This window comes from Paenibacillus sp. YPG26 (assembly GCF_023704175.1).
Lineage (GTDB): Bacteria > Bacillota > Bacilli > Paenibacillales > Paenibacillaceae > Fontibacillus.
Map to the genome: position 1 here is coordinate 971124 of NZ_CP084530.1, position 19984 is coordinate 991107.

Here is a 19984-nt window from a genome sequence, read left to right on the forward strand (position 1 = left end):
CCTATGGTCTGTCCCGATATTAAATAACGAATTAAGGAGGAACTATTATGAATATAAACGTACACCAAACTATGGCTTATAACTTCTACCAACCCTACAGAACCCAGAACACGAACATACAGAAGAAAGATGATAGTGATAACTCCAGAAGCTTCAAGGATATTTTGAGCGAGAAAATGGGTTCATCAAATTCAGGACTTAGAAAATAGTCTTCACCCTATACGTCACTTAGCAGCGAAGAAGATAAATACATAAGGTTCAAAGGAGGCTTGGCCCTAGCCATCTGGTGGTCCGTGCCTCTTGTTTTACTCCTCCCTGGCCTCTGTGGGCAGCCAAGATGATAATGTAATCTTGGAGCTTCGGCAGCCGATGAGGACATAGGATAATCACAACAGCCCATTCCCTTAGTGCAGCTAGGGAATGGGCTGTTGTTCTGTAATTTAGAGGCATGCAGGCAAGATAAGGTTCCAAGAGGGTTAGTCTGTCATTCTTCAGACCGCTGCCTTGTTCTGTAGATCCGGTTCAGCACGAGCCCGAACAGCATTCCGGTGAAGGACATGACCGAGATGGTCAGGAAGAGAAACTTGCCGCCATAGGCTTCATACAGCGCTCCCCCGGCGTAAGAGGAGATAATACCTGACACTCCGAAGAAGAGCAGAGCCAGCACGGTTTGGCTTGTCGCACGCCATTCTACAGGAGCTATCCGGTATAGATATTGAATCGCTGCCGAATAGAATATAGGAAAGGTAACGATCTGCAGTGCCTGCAGCAAGACAAGCAGATGCGGGTCGGTGACCCAAGCCGAGATGAAGAATCGAAGAAAGTAGAACGCACCTGCAATGGAGATGATCATGAGCTCCTGTCCCTTGCGCAGCCACCAGAAGCTGAGCGCGAATACAATAATTTCGCTGCCGGCGGCGAGGAACCAGGCCTGGCCCACTAATTCGGCATTTCCACCGAGCTCCCGGATGTATACGCCCAGGAAAGTGTCATTCATTCTCGCAGGTACCGAGCTGATGAACACGAGAACCAGGAAGAGCAGGGTCTCCCGGTTGCCGAGAAATGTCTTAAGACTTGCGAGTGTGACGGGCTTGCCCGCAACAGGCGCATCTGGCATGATTAGACTGATTACGAAGCCCAGAACGCCGATAAAGACGAAGAGATAGGCCAGGCTGTGAGCCCCGTAGCCTGTCATGATATACCCGGCTGCAAGCGACATGACGGCATAGCCCAGTGCTCCATATGTCCGGATAGATCCATAGCTTACTCCTGCTGCCTCGCCTACTCTGAAGTTCAGGCTTTCAGTAAGCGGATCGATTGGCATCAGGAAGAAGTAGAGCAGCATGGCATAGGTGATCAGCAGCGTATAGCTTGAAGAGTCATAGAGCAGATAGCCAAGCAGAGTGGAGAATATCAGCAGCAGCAAGAGCACCTTGCGGATGGTCTTGGTCCTGTCGCTGATCATTCCCCATAGAGGCTGGGCGATGATGGTGATGAAGCCGCCGCTGCCAACCACAAAGCCGATTTGTGCGGGATTCAGTCCTTGCTCGCTAAGATACACGGGCAGGAAGGGAATAAATACGGCTAATAGAGCAAAATACAGAAAGTTAAATGTGCGTAAAGATACAGTTGATTTCATCGTTGTCCCTGCCTTAGCTTGATTGGATGTAATGCAATCTATTTATTGTATCACTTGTCCCCCGGATTCCAAATTCAACAATGAACTTACACGGAATCACAGGATTTTGAAAAATAATACTTGGTTGCGGCTCCTTGAAAGGTTAATATAGACATAATCAAATTCACATTTGGAGGCAGACTATGCAATATGTAAGTACACGGGGGCAGGTTGCACCCAAAGGTTTCATTGATACTGTGCTCATGGGGCTGGCTGATGATGGGGGACTTATGATTCCTGCCGAGATTCCGGTAATCTCCCCTTCAACATTAGAGAGCTGGAAGAGCCTGAGCTATGAGGAATTGTTCCAGCAGATTTTCTCCTATTACATTAATGATGAGATTCCGTCCGAAGATCTTAAGGCGATGGTCAAACGGAGTTATGCGAGCTTCCGTACACCTGAGGTTACGCCCGTGAAGAAGATCAATGATTCTCTATATATTCTGGAATTGTTCCATGGCCCTACCTTTGCTTTCAAGGACGTCGCCCTTCAGTTCATGGGTGAGTTCTATTCCTATGTCTCCAAGAAGCAGAATGAAATTATTCATATTCTTGGTGCTACCTCCGGGGATACCGGGGCAGCCGCCATTCAAGGTGTCCGGGGCAAGGAAGGGATCAAGATCTGTATTCTGCACCCGCACCAGAAGGTGAGCAAGATCCAGGAGCTGCAGATGACCACGGTGAATGATGAGAATGTGCTCAATCTGTCGGTCAAAGGGAACTTCGATGACTGTCAGAAAGTGATCAAGGATCTGTTCGCCGATCTTGACTTCAAGGCCAAGCACCATCTGCGCGCGATCAACTCTATTAATTTTGTGCGAATCCTGGCGCAGACCGTGTATTACTTCTATGCTTACTTCCGCTTGGATGAGGAAGCACAGGCATCCAAGAAGGTGAACATCAGTGTGCCATCAGGCAACTTTGGCAATATCTTCTCCGGATTTCTTGCGAAAAAAATGGGACTGCCTATCCACAAGCTCATTATCGCCACGAACGAGAACAATATTCTGGAGCGCTTCGTACGCACAGGGGAATACAGACCCGGCGATTTCAAGAGCACGCACAGTCCTTCAATGGATATTCAGGTTGCGAGCAACTTCGAGAGATACCTGTATTACCTGCTGGATGAGAAGGTAGAGAAGGTATCCGAGTATATGAAGCAGCTGCAGACTGAAGGCAAGATTGTGGTAAGTCCAGAGCTCCTGGCACGCGTGCAGGCAGACTTTGCTGCTTATGGGGCTTCCAATGAGGAGTGTCTGCAATATATTGGCGAGTACAATCAGAAATACGACTACCTGCTTGATCCGCATACGGCTTGTGGCATTGCCGCTTATCAGGAATGCAGTGAAGCGGATGAGGTGACGATCACCTTTGCTACCGCTCATCCGGCCAAATTCGATGAAGCCATCGCGTTGTGCATGATTGAGCAGAAATTCCCTGAGGAGATTGAAGCACTGCTTGCCAAGCCTCAGTACCAGCAAGTCGTGGAACATAATCAGGACGACATTGTCCGTGAACTGGAGACATTTTACGGGGACAACTAGACCTTGATGAATTAGTAGAAAAAAACCTTCGATTCCCACTCTTGAGGCGGGATCGAAGGTTTTTTTGTTGTGTTCACTTCAACTTATCTTACCCGGACAAGCGACTCCAAACTGTTAATTGGCGTACTGCGATTACAGCCGGAACCGGGAAGAGAGGCTCTGAAGCTCTGCCGCCATAAGCGTTAGGGAGTGCACAGCTGCTTCAACCTCTTTCATCGTTGCTAGCTGCTGCTCGGAGGCCGCGGCCACGTTCTGTGTCTTGGTAAATGAGGCGGTAGCGATCTCCTCGGTAACCTGCAGGGAGGAGCTGACCTCCTCAGAGCTGGCGGAGATCTGTTCGGATGCGGCGGACACTTCTTCAAGCTGCTGATTCACATCCTGAATCGACTTGTTGATCTGGTTGAAGGAGCGCTTCGCTTCTTCCATGCCTTCAAGGCCCAGATGGATCTCGGTCTTCTCCTTCTCCATCATCTTGACAGCTTCACCGGTAGAGGTCTGAATCTCCGTAATAATGGCCGAGATTTGTTCAGAAGACTGATTGGACTGCTCGGCCAGCTTGCGGACTTCGTGGGCCACGACCGCAAAGCCTCTGCCGTGCTCACCAGCCCGGGCCGCTTCAATTGAAGCGTTGAGGGCCAGCAGATTGATCTGGCCTGAGATGCCTTTGATTATACCCACAATGTTGCCGATCTCCTGCGAGTGCTCATCTAGCCTCCGGATCACCGCTTCCGAGGAACGGGAGGTCTCCAATATGGAGTCAAGCTGACTGCTGACATACTTGATCTTATCCTCTCCGAGACCGGCCTGATCTGCTGTGTATTGGGAGATCGTGGAGACATCAGCTGCGGATTCCGCTACCCGCTGAATTCCCGTGGCAACCTCTTCCATAGCCCGGCTGCATTCTCTGGAGCTGTTGTACTGGATATCCGAGCCTTCCGCCACTTCTTGGACCTCTATCGCAATATGTCCGCTGGCTTCGCTTGTCTGCTTGGAGCTGGCAAGCAGCTCCTCTGAACTTGCCGAGAGCATCTCGGCATGGGTACCGATCTTGGATATGATCTCCCGCAGACTGCCCAGCATATCGTTAAAGCCTTCCGTTAAACGCCGATCTCATCTTTGGAGACGTACGGGCCCTCCACAGCCAAGTTCCCGTGCTTGGCCTCCACCATGAGGGATGTGAGCTTGCCAAGTGGCCGGGTAATCATTCTGGATAAGATCAGGCTGATTGCTCCGCAGAGAAGGAGGGAGACGGTCAGCAGAATAAGGGTGCTTTGCTTGCTGTTCGCCGCATCCTTCTTATTGTTTTCGTTCAGAACGGCAGCGGCCTGATGGTTGAGTTCCTTAATCTCATTGAGCGTGTTCATGATATCAGTCCGAATCGGCATCACCTGGGAGTCAAAGATCTTATAGGCTTCCTCAATCTGATTCGCGGCAAGCTTGCCCAGCATAGCATCCCTGGCCTGGTTGCTTGTCCCGATTTTCCCTTTGAAGCTGTTGTACAGCTGCTTGGCTTCCGGAGACAGGCCAATTCCCTCAATCTGTTTCTGGGAGGCGATGCTGCTTGAGATTAACTTTTGAATCTGGCTGCTAATCTCTTTCTGCTTCGCTTCATTCTTATTCTCTAGCATGATGAGCTCCAGCTGCAGCGTGTTAATCTGGGCATTATTCGCAATAATTTGACTGATTAATTCGTTCGGCACCATATTGTGCGTATACATTTCTTTGGCATTGTTATTGATTTTGTCCAGGTAATAATAGCCTGTCAGGCCAATCAGACACATAAAAAGTGTGGAAAGGCCGATCAGACCCATAATTTTAACAGAAACCTTCTGATCTACAATAAATCGCATGCTCATACCCTTCTTTCATCCCGGTGTCTAAAAATTTTCGAAGTCTTTGTTCTCTATATATCGTATAATTTAGGCTGTTCCTTAAGATGATTTAGATGGTTTGTAAAAAGATGGGTTAAATTACCTAGTAGGTAGGAGAGACTATATGAAGCTGGTGTCATGGAATGTGAACGGGCTGAGAGCCTGTGTGAATAAAGGATTTCAGGATTATTTTGATGCTGAGGATGCGGATATATTTTGTGTTCAGGAGATTAAGCTTCAGGAGGGTCAGATTGACCTGAATCATTACGGAAGATACGAGCAGTATTGGAATTACGCTGAGAAGAAGGGCTATTCAGGCACTGCGGTTTTTACCAAAAAGAAGCCTGTCTCCGTCCGATATGGCCTTGAAGAGGATTACGAGCCGGAGGGCCGTGTGCTGACCCTCGAATTCGAACAGTTCTATCTGGTGAATGTCTATACTCCAAATGCCAAGAGAGATCTGGCAAGACTGGGTTATCGGCTTGAATGGGAGGACCGCTTCAGAGACTACTTGAAGGGGCTTGACGCGTTGAAGCCAGTCATTGTCTGCGGGGATATGAATGTTGCCCATCAGGAGATCGATCTTAAGAACGCCAAAGGCAACCGCAATAATTCCGGGTTCACCCCGGAAGAGAGAGAGAAGATGACCCGGCTGCTGGATGCCGGATTCGTGGATACGTTCCGTTACTTCTATCCGGACCGGGCGGATGCTTACAGCTGGTGGTCCAATATGCCGAAGGTAAGAGAGCGGAATGTGGGCTGGCGTATTGATTATTTTCTAGCCTCGGAGAGACTTGGACCCAAGCTTGCCGATGCGCGAATTGATGCTCATATTATGGGAAGCGACCATTGTCCGGTTGTACTGCTCCTGTCTGACGACTAATCCGATACTTTACCCAGAGGAAGAGGTGCTGATGTGAACAACAAAGCTGCAGAACTAGACATCCATGAATTACTCACCAGGCATAAGCTTTATTATGACTCAGGCCGCACCCGGAGCATCAGAGACCGCCTTGTATTACTGGCCCGTCTGAGGGAAGTGCTCCAATCGAGAGAAGCCGAGATTATGGCCGCGCTGCGTCAGGACCTGAATAAATCGGAGCTGGAGTCCTATAGCACTGAAATAGGAATCGTTCTGGAGGAGATCAGGCATATCTCCAGACGGCTTACCCGCTGGGCAAGACCGCGCAAGGTGAGAACGGCCCTGACACACATTGGCTCGAAAGGCATGATTGTGCCGGAACCGTATGGAACAGTGCTGATTATTGCGCCGTGGAACTATCCATTTCAGCTGGCCATCTCCCCACTTGTAGGAGCCATTGCGGCGGGAAATACGGTTGTTCTGAAGCCTTCGGAGCTGTCCCCGGCGGTGTCGGATCTGCTTAGACGCATCCTGGCCGAGGTGTTCCCGGAGGATTATGTCGCTGTGGTTGAAGGCGGCGTAGAGGTAAGCACCGAGCTGCTGAGGCATAAATTTGACTATATCTTCTTCACCGGCAGTGTGAACGTGGGGCGGATTGTGATGGAAGCCGCTGCGAAGCAGCTTACCCCCGTAACCCTGGAGCTGGGAGGCAAGAGTCCTTGTATCGTGCACAAGGATGCGGATATTGCACTTGCCGCGCGAAGAATTGTCTTTGGCAAATTCACCAATGCAGGCCAGACCTGTGTTGCGCCGGATTACCTGTGGGTTCATCGGGACGTGAAGGAAGAACTGCTGCAGGAAATGGGGCGAGCGGTTCGCGGCTTTTACGGAGAGGACCCGATAAGTCATCCGGATTATGGCCGGGTGGTCAGCCGGCGTCATTTCGACAGGCTGGTTATGTTCCTGCAGGATGGACAGACCGTACTGGGCGGGCGTTCGGATGTGGAGACTCTGAAGATTGAGCCAACCATTCTGGATCAGGTAACCTGGGACATGCCTGTGATGAAAGAGGAGATCTTTGGGCCGGTATTCCCGGTGCTGGAGTATGAGCAGCTTGATGAAGTGATCGAAGGGGTTCGCAATCACCCCAAGCCTCTGGCTCTGTACTTGTTCAGCCAGGCTGAGTCCGTTCAGAAGCACGTGATCGAATCACTGTCCTTCGGCGGAGGGACAATTAACGATACGTTAATGCACCTGGCAACCCCTTATCTGCCTTTTGGTGGCGTGGGGGACAGCGGGATGGGAAGCTACCATGGCAGCGAGAGCTTCAAGACCTTCACTCACGAGAAAAGTGTACTCATTCAGACAACGCGCTTCGACTTTCCCTTCCGTTATCCATCCTCGAAGAATGCCCTGCGCATATTGAAGAAGCTTATGAAATAACAAGGAAGGGCCGTAACTTGAGTGATCAAGGTACGGCCCTTTATTTCTTGTTATATGCTTATGGCTGCGTGACTCCGGTATAGATTAGAATCGCATCTCTCAGGAACTCAGCCGTCCCAGGCTGCTTCTCATCATAGTGCGCTTTGAAGCGTTCGTCATCCACGTACATTTGCGCGAGACCCGCATGGGCTTCCTTCGAGTACTGGCTCCAATAATACCCCAGCCACTGCTTATGCAGATCCGCAGCCCTCTGAGCCAGTTCACCCGAAGGCTCGCCCGTCTTAACGGCTTCAGCCAGGGTGGCATATAATTCATCGGTCAGCCGGGTGAGCTCTGCATGCTGTTCCTGGGTCATGTTCTTAAGCTTCGCATTTGACTGATCAATTGCATTGTTCCCGTATTTGCTGCGAATTTCTTGACCATATTTCTGCTCATTCTCATCAATCAGCTTTTGCTTAAAGCCTTCAAATTTCTCTTGATCGGTCATCATCGTTCTCCCTTCACGTACAGCAATTGTCTTCTCCACATTCGCGATGAGAAGGTCGAGCTGTTTTCTTTTGCCAAGGAGTTGTTCCCGGTGTTCTCTGAGTGCCTGAGCTCCGTCAAATGAATTGGCGTTCATCATTCCCCGAATTTGTTCCAGACTAAGTCCCAGCTCTCTGTAGAAAAGAATGTGCTGAAGTCTGTCTATTTCATTCTCGCCATAGATCCGATACCCTGATGAGTTGATTCTTGCCGGCTTAAGAAGATCAATCTCATCATAGTAACGAAGTGTCCGGGTACTGATTCCGGCCAGCTGACCGAGCTTGTGTATAGTGTATTCCATCCTGGCGTCCCTCCTGACAAATTAACTGTACGCCTTAACGTAACGTGAAGGTCAATAGGTATTTTAACAAAATTGTTTGACTAGAGTTCATCAATAATCCATGGTATGGTTCTTGTTGGCTCCAGAGCAATCGGACTTACCAAAAAAGCACATCCACTTTGCATCTGTAAGCGTAAGAAGAGACCACTTACCTGCATCAAGCAGGAAGGGTCTCTTATGAAAATAGTCTAGGTAAGCTTATGTTCCTTGTTATTTTTGAGGTGGCCCTACATGATGACATAGCGTGTTTTGCTGATTTTCTCATAAAATAGCAAGGAATCCTTTTTAAATATATGAATGAGGATGTGAATGAATAACCAGGCGTTCATGACGAAGACAACCAGCCCGAGGAACCCTCTGGCGATATCGGGAAAGGTATCCAAAGAGCCTGCTAGCAGCCTGTTCATCCCGAAGATTAACCAGTACAGAAGACCATACCGAATGATTAAGGATGACAGGGCAATCCGTTCTCCACGATCTGTGAGTCTGATGCGAACGAGCCATTTGCCCGGAGTTAGGCCGTTGGTCAACCAAGGGACCAATATGAAATAAAGACCTGTCGCTACCCAGAAGGCTGCCGGAATCCTCAGAATAGAACACACAGTTATCAATATGGTACAAAAAAAGAAATCGATCAGGAAAGCGATCCCCCGACGGGTATACGTTACTCTTTTCGTCGATAAGTCGACATTGGCATCGAGTTGTTCAATGCGCGGCAGAAGACCCGTTAGCCATTCGGCTGCCAAATACCCTAATACTCCGCCGAGGGTGTTCGTTATCAAATCATCCACATCGAACACGCGGTAAGGGTGGTCATACAGGCCGTAGATCCCGGTAAGCTGTGTCACTTCAAAAAAGAGAGCGAGCAGAAATGACAGTAGAACCGAGCGTTTCCATCCTGCCTGGAAGTAGTACCTTAGGATCATTCCGAATGGGACAGTCAGCAGTACATTGAATATCACCTGTAGAAAAGCCCGTTCCTTCAGAAGCTTCAGATACGTGGAAGGATGGGCCGCAGATATGGAGGTTTCCTTCAGAATGTCATTAATGAAATTTAGTGGGAGCAGCTGCATTGTTCCGCCTGTCATGACCGCGTTATGCCTTGAAGAAGGAAGAGGGAGAATAACAAGAAAGAGAGCGTTCAGAAGATAGAGAAGGAAGAGGTACAGCACAAAGGCACGAACCTTGTTAATATAGCCGTGCTTACGGTACTGAACGATCAGGAACGGAAGCGTGAATGCCATCGCTGCAAACGGAAATGACAGGAACGCATAGGAAATTGGAAATAAATATGAGTGTAACATGATACTTGCACCTACCCTGCATCAGGTTAGCATACTGAATCAGCAACCTTATAATAGGCTTATCATAGCACAGGTAGTCATGGTTTTAGTTTAAATTTTATTTAAAATTAAACCCTGAATTTCTCCTTGAGCAGGAGTGATCCAGGGCCTATACCATGCTTGTAGTATTAGTCTTCCTCGCGCTTCTCCAAGCGGCGGGGATTCACATCGTTGTCCACATCCAGATCATCGTCAAATTTATCTTCGAAGGCATCCGAGATCAGATCCCATTTGACAATCTTGAAGTTCTGATTGATCAAGGCGCCATCCTGCATATTCTCATCGTCTTGGGCGATGAAGATACCGTTCGGATACTTGCTCCCCAATCCGAAGCTGAGGACATCAATTCCATCTGTGCCGCTTGTTCCATCAATCGATGTCCCATCTCCGATCATGAAGCTGCCTTCATATTCATTGTCGTTCTCGCGATCGTATACCGCATACGTGCTGCTTCCTTGGGAAGAGGCGATCAGATAACCATCCCCATCCTCTCCGTAATACAAGGTCAGCCCTTCAATATCCGCTGTCAAGTTACCGCCATCAGCTGCAGCGATCAAGCGTGGAGCCTGAGTGTCGCTTGGTTCAGCGCTGTATTTCCAAATGCCGACCTCTTCTTCGCCAATATATAAGTTTCCATATTCGTCATCCGCTGTCATACCTTCTGCTTGAGAGCTCAGCGTGAACTCGCGTACCTTCTTACCGTTAACTTTGCCGCTGCCATTATCGTACAGCTCATACTGCTCGAACTCGCCGTCTTTACCTACCACCATGGCATAGAACTTGCCGGTGCGCAGGCTATGGTACAGGCTGAAGCCATAGACCTCACTCATGTCTGAATGAATTGGAGTTCCGATTACGGAAGTCAAGGCTCCCGTCTCGCGGTTGATAGCGAAGATGTCCAGCGTATTGGTGGTACGGTTCGAAGCGGCCGCAATATCAACCTTTTTTCCGGCTAGCGGGAAATCATATCTGACATCAATATTGTTCATTTGACCCAGATCATAGGAGTATAACTGCTTGCCGTCCAGGTTGTATACAAGGATGCCGTTGTCCTTGTTGGTTGCAATAATCCGGCTCTTGCTGCGGTCCGTTGGGTGAACCCAGATCGATGGGTCATCGGCAGCATCACTGCCTGAGGACACAGCCTCTGTTTCGGCGGAAGCTTTCACGACAGCGGCAGGAGCTGCAGCAAAGCTGGCGAGCGGGCTCAAGGTCAGGGCGGCGACTAAAGAAAAGGTCAGCGATAAAGGCAACTTAGTCCACTTTTGCATAGATTCATTCTCTCCCATCTCATTTTCAAATGTTCTAGCTTCTGCTAGATCATATCGCTGGGATATAAAGAGAAGATCAAATATAGATTACTAATTTGTAAATAATTATCTTGATTTATTGTTTTTTACATCGTCTATCAGGCAGCTTAACGGCGCATTCGTTCATAGAAGATATCCCCCGGTTCCGCGTGGTATACTGTCTGGAGCTGGAGGATGTAATTACTGCTAGGAGGAGATATTATGATTTCCATTGATTTGACAGGCAGAACGGCTCTGATTACCGGAGCGAGTGGAGAACTTGGACGTGTTATGGCTCGTACACTTGCCCGCAGCGGGGCAGATATTATCATTCATTATTTCAGTAACAAGGCAAAGGCTGAATCCGTACAGCAGGAAGTGGAGCAGCTTGGCCGCAAAGCATATGTGATCTCCGCAGATATCTCCAAGCTGGATTCAGTTCTGGAGATGAGAGATTCACTTCAAAGTGAATTCAAGCTGCCGGATATCGTTGTGGCCAATGCCGTCTCCCAATACAATTGGACTACTGTGCTTGAACAGGATCCAAGTGATTATGTAGACCAGTTCAATTCAACCGTACTGCAGGCGGTGCATTTATCCAAGGCCTTTGTTCCCTATATGATTGAGCAGCAGGGTGGACGCATTGTTGCTATTAACACGGAGTGTTCTATGCAGAATTTCCCTACCCAGTCCGCCTATGTGGCAGGCAAGCGGGGGATGGACGGCGTATACCGCGTGCTGGCGAAGGAGATCGGAGAGCATCAGATTACCGTGAATCAGGTTGCGCCGGGATGGACCATTAGTGAGCGGGACCGTGAGAACAACACGGAGCACAGCGAATCCTATGAGCAGTCCGTTCCGCTCAAGCGCCGCGGCACAGACCAGGAGATTGCCAACGTGGTTGCCTTCCTCGCTTCAGATCTTGCCAGCTTTATTACAGGCGCCTATGTGCCGGTCAGCGGCGGCAATGTCATGCCATCGATCTAAGTGAATGTTGTTGACCTAGAAGCACCAAAGAGGGCTGTGACAGCCTGCCTTCACCGACAGCCTCACAGCCCTTCTAAGTTAACATCCTCATGTATTCTCTTCTGAACGCTAGAATCAAAAATACCATCAGTTCAAACTATATTGAATCCCATTTGGAGTGGCTGAACAACGTATTCATTTCGCTTAAGTTCTCAAGGGCATAATGAGATAATTAGTTCCCCGGCATAGCTTAAGGAAGTTTAACTATCTTGGCCTTGTAATACCACTTGCCTGCAGCATCAATGTAGCCATTGTCCGTTTTGGTAACGGCCCAAGCCAACTTGTTGTTGTAAGGCCGTACCTCAACAAATTCGAAAGACGTTAACTTGTTCCCTTTACTGTCTATGATCGCCCAAAGCCCGTTCTTCTTAACGCTGGCCAGGCCTTCTTGGAAAGGAGCAGCATCGTCGTATTGTGGCGATATGATGGGCTTGCCTTGAAGATTGATATAGCCCCACTTGCCTTTAATTTTTACAGGGGCGAGAGGAGTAGTCGAGAATCCTTTGGCATCCTCGTACTGAGGCTTTATCAACCAAGCTCCAGTTTTACTAATGTAGCCCCATTTCCCATTCTGCTTGACCGCAGCCGCAGATCCCGTAAATGACCCAGCAGAAGAATAGATGGCTTTAATAACCATCTTGCCTTTCGAATCAATATAGCCCCATTTGCCATTCATTTGTACGGCCGCAAGGCTGTTCACAAATGGCTGTGCTAACGAGAATTGTGGCGTAATGGACATTTGACCGGATAAATTGATATAACCCCACTTTTTGCCGACCAGTACTGGAGCAAGTCCACTTGCAAAATCGTTCACATTTGGATAACGGGCTTGGCTGATATACTCGCCCTTCGTATTAATGAACTGCCAGCCTTTGTCATCCTTCACGGCAGCTCTGCCTTGGTGAAAATCTCTAATGACCCTATAACTGCCGGGGAAAGCAGGTTCACCTGAAGTGGTAATAAAACTCCATAAGTCATTGGAAGCACGATGAACAGCAGCGAGTCCTTCCGAGAAGGGCTTGACCCGAAAATAAATTTGACTGTCCTTCACAGCTAAACCTTTGTCATCCAGGTAAGTCCACGCAAAGGTCCAGTCATTAGGATGCCAGGGGATGGGGAGAGCATAGGTTACAACCTGCTGTGTCATAGACACTACAGTAGGTGGCATTATTTGCGCCGGATCCCTGGAAATTTGCCCGTTATTGTTATTTCCCCACTCATATATCTGCCCATCCCTGGTAAGAGCAACCGTAACTTCTTCTCCGCTTGCAATTTCGGCCACATTATTAATTGTGCTCAGCTTGATAGGCCTAGGCCTTGGTTCTGTGGTTCCATCACCTACCTGGCCGTATTCATTCGGCCCCCAGGACCAGACCTGCCCATCCTTCGTAACCGCGCGGGTCTTCGATACCTGAACAATATCTGTTAACGAGGGTAGGGGAATGGGATTGGGAAAATAGCTGTATTCCGTTTCTCCTGTCCCGATATTACCTTGATAATTAATTCCCCACTTAACAACAGTACCATCTTGCAAAAGCGCTATATCGCTGGATAAGGATTTTACGTTACTTAAACCTTTAAACTGAACAGGGGAGTTAACGATTTCCTTCTTGCATGTTCTGCCGCTGCATTTTATCACCCCGCCCCATCTCCACACATTGCCATCGGAAGTGACGGCAAGACTTTCATCGAAGGAAGCTGAGATTGCTGTAACATTGGAGAGTGACTGGACTTGAACTGGTAGTGCTTCATCATCGCCGCTTTGACCGTTCCCCAGCTGACCGACTTTATTTCTTCCCCAACCCCACACTGTGCCGTCTTTGCGAAGAGCCAGTGTATAGTAGGCACTGTCTGCTATGTCAATCACATCTGAGATCCCGCTCATTTGTCTAGGCTGTGAGTCGTCTTGGCCAGAGCCCATTACCCACACGGTGCCATCTTGTTTAACGACCGTTGAATGATCATACCCTGCGTCGATAAGCTTTACGTTCTCGAACCCGTGGATACGGACAGGGACAGTATGATAGCTAATGCTACTATCGCCTAGCTGTCCTGAGAGATTATTTCCCCATCCCCATACGTCTCCATTTGTATCCAGCGCCAAGAAGTGAAAGTATTCCCCGGCTACATTTGTAAATTTCACGTCTGGACCACCTGCGGCAGCTAGGGAGACACCATTAAGTGTTGATCCGCAAAGCATCAATCCGCAGATAACGAGTACACTAAATTTTAACTTGAGATATACTGAACGCATTTAGACCTCCTTGTTCTCTTGAAAGTAGTTTGTTTGTACTTAGATTTCGGCAGAGTGGAGGGATTTCCCTTTATTTGGGTTAAATTCCACTTAATTGGCGAGAGGATTGATTATGCTTAGACTTGTTATAAAAAAAATAACCCGCGCGAAGGCATGGGTTGAAGGGTAAGACAGCTAAGAAGTTAAGCTGCCTGATGAAGGGATGGGTGCTGTATCAAAAACTTATCGTTGTACCTGTTGGAGCATGGTGCCAAGAATAGCTTTCCACAAGTTCTCGTCATCGAATAGAAAATGTCCGGCCTCAGGTATGAAGTGTGTCTTACAGTCGGGGATGCTGTCAGCGAAGTGTTTGATCTCGCTTGCTGGAGCCATGGTGTCGATTTCGCCGTGCCAAATATAGACCGGACACTGGATGTCGCCCCCGCTGAATCCCCAGGGCCTGGCAATCAGAGCAGGCTCGGTTGCACATTCGTCCACAGATACTCGCATCGCTTCGTTCAAATGCATCATTGCTGTGCGCAGCTGTTCGTCGGTCTGAAGGAACTGGCGGTCCCACTTGTTCATCCGTTGGCCGTCTTTCTGCAATTGCCTCAAGAACGCTTCGGGACGCTGCATCATCAATTTTTTCTGGGCCCTGTATATGGATTTCAATACCCCCGGCCACTTTTTGCTCATATAGAATGCGATTCTATTCCTGCGCATCATCTCTTCCGGAGGTTTGCCGTTAAGAAACGGGGCGATGCTGGAGACCATTGTAGCAGAATGAAGCCGGTTGGGCAGCAGATAGCCACAAGCTGCGGCATACGCACCTCCGCCTGAGACACCAATCACCGAGAATTTCTCCAAGCCTAAATTATCGGCTGCCTGAATGACATCATCTGTCCAATCCAACAAGGTACGTCCAGGCTTCGGATCTGATAATCCGAATCCCGGGCGATCCAGACTAATGAGTCTGACTCCCATGTGGGCGCTGATGGGATCATCGTCCGGGAACAACAAGCGCGATCCAGGAGTCCCATGAAAAAACATGACAGGAATACCTGAGGGGTCACCGTACTCTACATATCCGAGCTTCCGCCCATCTTTTAGCGGGATTACGAGATGATTCATTTTTTTCACCTTCCTTAAAATTTAAGTCGACTTAAATTTTTGGCATAGAACAAGAAGGCAGATTACTGCCGTTACAAGGGTTTCGAGGCTTCGCAGGCGATAGCGTAGAGCTTCTCGTTTAGTTCCAACAGCTTTTGCAAGTCTGCTAACGGCAGCTTGGAGTAATACTTCTCGACCAGCAGCAATTGAAGTTGATCGAGGAGCTGGATATAGTGCTGCCCCTTCTCGTCAAGCTTAACAATGATCTCCCGCCGGTTATTCGGGTTAATCTCTCTTGTGACGTACTCTTGCTTCTCCAGTTTGGAGATGAGCTGGCTGGCGGCACTTGGTGTGGTGGAGAAGTAGTGAGCAATTTCGTTCACCGTACGGTCGTTAGTCCGCAGCAGCTCAAGAAGGATCTTCTGCTTCGTCGACAACTCTGAGTACTCACCGTCTAATGCTTGCTTGAAGTCTTCCAGATAAATAGTGCTTAGCTCATTGGAAATAGCGATAATCTTATTGCATATTGCTGCGATATTCTGGTCCATGGACAAATCACCCCGTTGATGTGATTATAAACAATGATTAATATTTAAGCAAGCTTAAATGTAAGTGTGTGCCGCAGTACACTACCATTGATGTAATGTACTACTGACCGGAAGCTAATCGAAGGAACATTCAGGCCGGAACCTGACCTGAACGCTCGACTGTCGTCGGACTTATGGAGTCCTGCCAGTCCCGTTCCTGAACTTGCCCTCAAGCTGCTGACCGCGCAGCCCAAAGAGGGAGGACCGCCGCAACCTGTGACAGCCCTCATACCGCGTTTGGCGCGGACTCCGGCTCTTAGTCCGTAGTAGGATTAAACGTATTCTTTGGACGTAAACTTGATGGTGTGGATTTTTACGGTTGAAATCGATTTTAGAGATGATGGTGAAATTGTAAAAGCTTTTTTTTCTTAACCAGAGAATACGAAGAAAACAATATTGAAATTAGTCTATGTAAAAAAGGGGCTGTTAAAAATGCGAAAGCAGGGAAGGGCAAAGTTTATGTAGAAGGTAGTTTTAAGAGTGCTGCATTTAGCAAAGCAACCCTACATATTGGACTGAACCCGCCCCAAAAAAACAAACGGATGTAATTCCCATTTACGTTATTCAAGGTAGTACCGAAACAAATGAATCTTCGACTACACCAGCAGTCGAAGAATAGAAGGGGAGACAACATGATTTCAATTGTAAGACTGCTTGTATTTTTTACTTTGTCGTTTATTGTGCAAGCAATCTTAAGTACAACATGGATACCATATGATTATCCAACCACACCAACTTGGGAACTGTTCAAGTGGAAGTTAAAAGATCAGCTGTTTACTAAGAACCACTATTTTTTCCCATTCCTATTTTGCTCGATTGTGATAGCTATCTTAGGTTCATTAAGATATCAAAAGCTTTATGTTTATTTCAAGGAAAAGTCCCGGCGCTTGTAACGTGGGAAGACTGCGTAAGCTCTTGAAGCGCTTCGCTTTTGACCCTTCCGGATCTGTGGATGGATAATGCCCCCTACAAAACCGCCAATAACCCAAATTTGCGGGCGACCTGAACCTTGCCGACCCGAACGGCTCATGTTCCCGATGTCTTGGGGGCTGGCTGACTCCGTAGTTCCTGCTAGTGCTTTCCTCGGGTTCTTGCCCGCAAGCTGCTGACCGCGCAGCCCAAAGAGGGCTGCCACAGGTCACATGCTCATAACCTGCTACAGCCACCAAACCCGCTTCCGTGCGCGATATCTCGCCTCTTACTCTTCTCCCGTCGCCACCGGATTCTCGCTATACGAGATCCAGTCGCTCCAGCTCCCCGGATACAGCTTCACGTTCGTATACCCCAGATTATGCAGGGCAAGTACATTCGGACAAGCGCTCACGCCGGATCCGCAGTATACAATCACATCCTGGCCAACCTCAGCTGCTTGAATAACATCGGCAAAATGCTCTCTAAGCTCGGCCTCGCTTCTCCAGACTCCGCGCTCATCAAGCACTTCCTTCCAGAAGCGGTTAACCGCGCCTGGAATATGTCCTGCGCGGGCATCGATCGGCTCTTCCTCGCCAGCGTAGCGCTTTGCTTCGCGCGAATCCACCAGTAGCGCGCCGGGGGAACCGGCGGCGGCAATGGCAGAGGCTTCGCGAACCTCGCTGACGTCAGCCCGCATGCCGCGCTGCGGATGAGCGGTGAACGTCTGCGGAATGACCACCTGCTGCGCGGCGCTCACCGGATATCCCGCCGCTTCCCAGGCGGAGAAGCTTTCGCTCAGCACGTTGACCTGCTCATGCCCGGCATAGCGCAGCAGCCACCACAGCCTCGCGGCGTACATGCCGCCCTGATCGTCGTAAGCTACGACTCTCGTCTGCGGCCCGATTCCCGCACGGCCAAGACACTCTTCCAGCGCGGCCAGATCCGGCAGGGGATGGCGGCCGCCATGGGCCTGAACCGGCCCTGACAGGTCTGCCTCCAGGTCCAGGTAGATGGCGCCTGGAATATGGCCGGCGTCATAAGCCTGCCGCCCGGCTTCAGGCTTGCCGAGCTGGAAGCGGCAGTCCACAATCACTTGATCCTGCTCGTAGAGCCTTGCGAGCAGCCAGTTTTTTGTCACTAACGTTGACATCATTACTCCTCCTCTAAATAAGACGCGGTTGGGTCTTATACCCTCTTGCTAATTCCGAATTTCGAAGAATTGGCAATCCCTGCGTGAATGATAAGCCAGCTCGCTTACGCCTGACTGCACAATGACGGTCTGGTCATCGAAGCGGATAATAACCCCACCGGAGTCTACCAGATGATCGTCCTGAAATACGCGAATTCGGTACTGATGGTCCAAAGCTTCCTGAAAGTCCTGTTCAGTCAGGAGAGGTCTTCTGATCGGCATGTGGATTCCCCTTTATAGTCACTAATGACAAGTGCAATTAAGGTTAACATATCATATAAATGGCCTTTGGCGCGACCACGGACGTCGCTGCAAATTGAACACGGGCCAGTAGGTTTTGGATTATCCTTTTGACTTCAAATAGAGACTGGAAGTACACTAGTTAAAAATTACAGAAAGCTGCATCGGACTTGGGCTTTGTCTCCGGATTGTCTCCGGATTATGTCCGCACTGCGTTCAGATATAAATATCTGGAGATGACAGCGACCGGAAAGTCCGGGCCACCGGTAGTTACGACTATACCGGCCAATATGAACATTTCACGCGGCAGACTAACATGTACATCAATAGTTTAATTTATATATCAGATCTAATAATAGGAGTGGCTTTCATTATGGATGTTAATGGACTCAGGCAGCACAGACAGTACCCGGATTATGCCGGGCACGGGCAGGGGACCGCGCGGGCGGCTTACGAGCGCGATTATTCAAGGTTGATTCATTCGCCCACCTTCAGACGTCTGCAGGGCAAATCACAGGTGTTCGGAGCAGGAACCGGAGATTATTACCGGACTCGTCTTACGCATTCTCTGGAGGTGGCGCAGATTGCGAGGGAGGCCGCTCGGAGCCTGATTCGTTCCTATCCTGGCATTGACACTGCGCGGGCTGGCAATCCGGGACTTATCATCGATTCCGAGGTTGTGGAATGTGCCGCGATCTCACATGATTTCGGACATCCTCCTTTTGGACATAAGGGGGAAGAGGTGCTCTCGGGGATACTTGACCGGTTAATTGAGGATAAAGTACAGCAGGAGCTCAAGAAGAGCAGTGATCCTGCCGCCAATGAAGTCGTGATCCGTTCAGCAATGAGGCAGAAATATGAGCATTTCGAAGGAAATGCCCATAACTTCCGGCTGATGATGTTCCTGGAGAAGCGGGAGAATCTGGATGGTCTGAACTTGTCCGATGCGGTTCTGCTGGGAACGAACAAGTATCCTTTTCCGGGAACAGTGAATCATAAGGGCATGTATCACCATGAGTGGCAGTATATTTCCGAAATTCGCAGCCTGTGGGGCATCCCGGCGGGCAAGAAGACCTTGGAAGCCCAGCTTATGGACCTCTGTGATGACATCGCATATTCGGCTCATGATCTGGAGGATGGCATCAAGGCAGGCAAGATTGAGGTGCATGAGCATTTCATGCAGGACCATCATATCCAGCAGCTGATTGTGGAGAAGGTGAATACGCTGGAGGATCCGTGCTGGCAGGGCTGGGATGATGAGCGCATTCGCAGGAAGGCGGAGGAGGTGCTGACTTCGTTCCTTCAGATCTGGAATGAGAAGCTTCCGATCTGTGATTACGATCCGTCCCGTACCCGTAGGGAGGTCAAGGCTTACTGGGTGAGCCTCTTCGTGGGAAGCCTTGGCGTCATTCCGGACGGGAACTGGCAGAAGGTGACCTTTGTCAGGAACGGGGAAGAGAATGAAGATATGCTGCGGACGGTTAGTGTGCTCAAGAGCTTTGCCTGGGTGACGATGATCCGGGACCTCAGGGTACAGCGGCTGCAGAAGAGAAGCGCCTGGATTATCAAGAGACTCTGGGACGCCTTTGTGGATCCTAATACCTCGAAGTCCATTATTCCGGGGGATTGGCTTCGCCGCTTTGACCTCGATCAGAAGCGGGAGCACCCGATCTGGACGTGGGAGCATATGATCATTGATTATATTGCGGGGATGACGGACGCTTACGCCGAGAAAATATACAATGAACTGTACGGACTCAAGGTCGGCTCGATTTATGATCTGGATTAACCC

18 protein-coding genes are annotated in these 19984 nt (G+C 49.3%); 6 read left to right on the forward strand and 12 right to left on the reverse strand.

The features are described 5' to 3' along the window. The first annotated feature begins 47 nt into the window (after positions 1-47). The gene (locus LDO05_RS04400) at positions 48-209 is read left to right on the forward strand and encodes a hypothetical protein (protein WP_251377700.1); all 162 of its coding nucleotides are present in this window, start codon (positions 48-50) and stop codon (positions 207-209) included. A gap of 275 nt (positions 210-484) precedes the next feature. On the opposite strand, the gene LDO05_RS04405 is transcribed toward LDO05_RS04400, so the two are convergent. Continuing rightward, the gene (locus LDO05_RS04405; protein WP_251377701.1) at positions 485-1639 is read right to left on the reverse strand and encodes an MFS transporter; all 1155 of its coding nucleotides are present in this window, start codon (positions 1637-1639) and stop codon (positions 485-487) included. A 182-nt stretch (positions 1640-1821) separates the two neighbouring features. Here LDO05_RS04405 and thrC point away from each other — a divergent pair, with 182 nt between their 5' ends. Beyond that, on the forward strand, positions 1822-3222 hold the full coding sequence (gene thrC, locus LDO05_RS04410; protein ID WP_251377702.1) for a threonine synthase: 1401 nt from the start codon (positions 1822-1824) through the stop codon (positions 3220-3222). Between the two features lie 132 nt (positions 3223-3354). On the opposite strand, the gene LDO05_RS04415 is transcribed toward thrC, so the two are convergent. Beyond that, the gene (locus tag LDO05_RS04415; protein WP_251377704.1) at positions 3355-4302 is read right to left on the reverse strand and encodes a methyl-accepting chemotaxis protein; all 948 of its coding nucleotides are present in this window, start codon (positions 4300-4302) and stop codon (positions 3355-3357) included. 17 nt (positions 4303-4319) lie between these two features. Beyond that, positions 4320-5072: an MCP four helix bundle domain-containing protein gene (locus LDO05_RS04420; RefSeq protein WP_251377705.1), complete on the reverse strand. Its 753-nt coding sequence runs from the start codon at positions 5070-5072 to the stop codon at positions 4320-4322. A gap of 145 nt (positions 5073-5217) precedes the next feature. Here LDO05_RS04420 and LDO05_RS04425 point away from each other — a divergent pair, with 145 nt between their 5' ends. Together LDO05_RS04425 and LDO05_RS04430 are read left to right on the forward strand one after the other, a co-directional pair. Beyond that, complete coding sequence (locus tag LDO05_RS04425; protein ID WP_251377706.1) at positions 5218-5976, forward strand: exodeoxyribonuclease III; 759 nt, start codon at positions 5218-5220, stop codon at positions 5974-5976. A 33-nt stretch (positions 5977-6009) separates the two neighbouring features. Beyond that, positions 6010-7398: an aldehyde dehydrogenase gene (locus LDO05_RS04430; RefSeq protein WP_251377707.1), complete on the forward strand. Its 1389-nt coding sequence runs from the start codon at positions 6010-6012 to the stop codon at positions 7396-7398. A gap of 58 nt (positions 7399-7456) precedes the next feature. Here the strand turns inward: LDO05_RS04430 and LDO05_RS04435 are convergent, their stop codons facing one another. The 3 genes from LDO05_RS04435 to LDO05_RS04445 form a co-directional block, all read right to left on the reverse strand. After that, positions 7457-8224, reverse strand: a complete 768-nt coding sequence (locus LDO05_RS04435) for a MerR family transcriptional regulator (protein WP_251377708.1) — start codon at positions 8222-8224, stop codon at positions 7457-7459. A 266-nt stretch (positions 8225-8490) separates the two neighbouring features. Beyond that, positions 8491-9567 carry a VanZ family protein gene (locus tag LDO05_RS04440; RefSeq protein WP_251377709.1) on the reverse strand — a complete coding sequence of 359 codons (1077 nt, stop codon included), beginning with the start codon at positions 9565-9567 and terminating at the stop codon, positions 8491-8493. 167 nt (positions 9568-9734) lie between these two features. Then, positions 9735-10877 (reverse strand): phytase, encoded by a 1143-nt coding sequence (locus tag LDO05_RS04445; RefSeq protein ID WP_251377710.1) that lies wholly within the window; start codon positions 10875-10877, stop codon positions 9735-9737. A gap of 240 nt (positions 10878-11117) precedes the next feature. Between LDO05_RS04445 and LDO05_RS04450 the strand changes: the two genes are divergently transcribed. After that, complete coding sequence (locus LDO05_RS04450) at positions 11118-11882, forward strand: SDR family NAD(P)-dependent oxidoreductase (RefSeq protein WP_481857019.1); 765 nt, start codon at positions 11118-11120, stop codon at positions 11880-11882. A gap of 229 nt (positions 11883-12111) precedes the next feature. Here the strand turns inward: LDO05_RS04450 and LDO05_RS04455 are convergent, their stop codons facing one another. The 6 genes from LDO05_RS04455 to LDO05_RS04480 form a co-directional block, all read right to left on the reverse strand. Continuing rightward, positions 12112-14064 carry a WG repeat-containing protein gene (locus LDO05_RS04455; protein ID WP_251377711.1) on the reverse strand — a complete coding sequence of 651 codons (1953 nt, stop codon included), beginning with the start codon at positions 14062-14064 and terminating at the stop codon, positions 12112-12114. A 333-nt stretch (positions 14065-14397) separates the two neighbouring features. Then, the gene (locus LDO05_RS04460) at positions 14398-15285 is read right to left on the reverse strand and encodes an alpha/beta fold hydrolase (protein WP_251377713.1); all 888 of its coding nucleotides are present in this window, start codon (positions 15283-15285) and stop codon (positions 14398-14400) included. Positions 15286-15356: 71 nt separating this feature from the next. Then, positions 15357-15812 carry a MarR family winged helix-turn-helix transcriptional regulator gene (locus LDO05_RS04465; protein WP_251377714.1) on the reverse strand — a complete coding sequence of 152 codons (456 nt, stop codon included), beginning with the start codon at positions 15810-15812 and terminating at the stop codon, positions 15357-15359. Positions 15813-16713: 901 nt separating this feature from the next. Then, positions 16714-16986, reverse strand: a complete 273-nt coding sequence (locus tag LDO05_RS04470; protein WP_251377716.1) for a hypothetical protein — start codon at positions 16984-16986, stop codon at positions 16714-16716. Positions 16987-17049: 63 nt separating this feature from the next. Continuing rightward, the gene (locus LDO05_RS04475; RefSeq protein WP_251378605.1) at positions 17050-17913 is read right to left on the reverse strand and encodes a sulfurtransferase; all 864 of its coding nucleotides are present in this window, start codon (positions 17911-17913) and stop codon (positions 17050-17052) included. 48 nt (positions 17914-17961) lie between these two features. Further along, a complete protein-coding gene (locus LDO05_RS04480; protein ID WP_251377717.1) occupies positions 17962-18174 on the reverse strand; it encodes a hypothetical protein in 213 nt (70 codons plus the stop codon). A gap of 391 nt (positions 18175-18565) precedes the next feature. Between LDO05_RS04480 and LDO05_RS04485 the strand changes: the two genes are divergently transcribed. Continuing rightward, entirely contained in the window at positions 18566-19981 is a 1416-nt protein-coding gene (locus LDO05_RS04485; RefSeq protein WP_251377718.1) for a deoxyguanosinetriphosphate triphosphohydrolase family protein, read from the forward strand. Positions 19982-19984 lie beyond the last annotated feature (3 nt).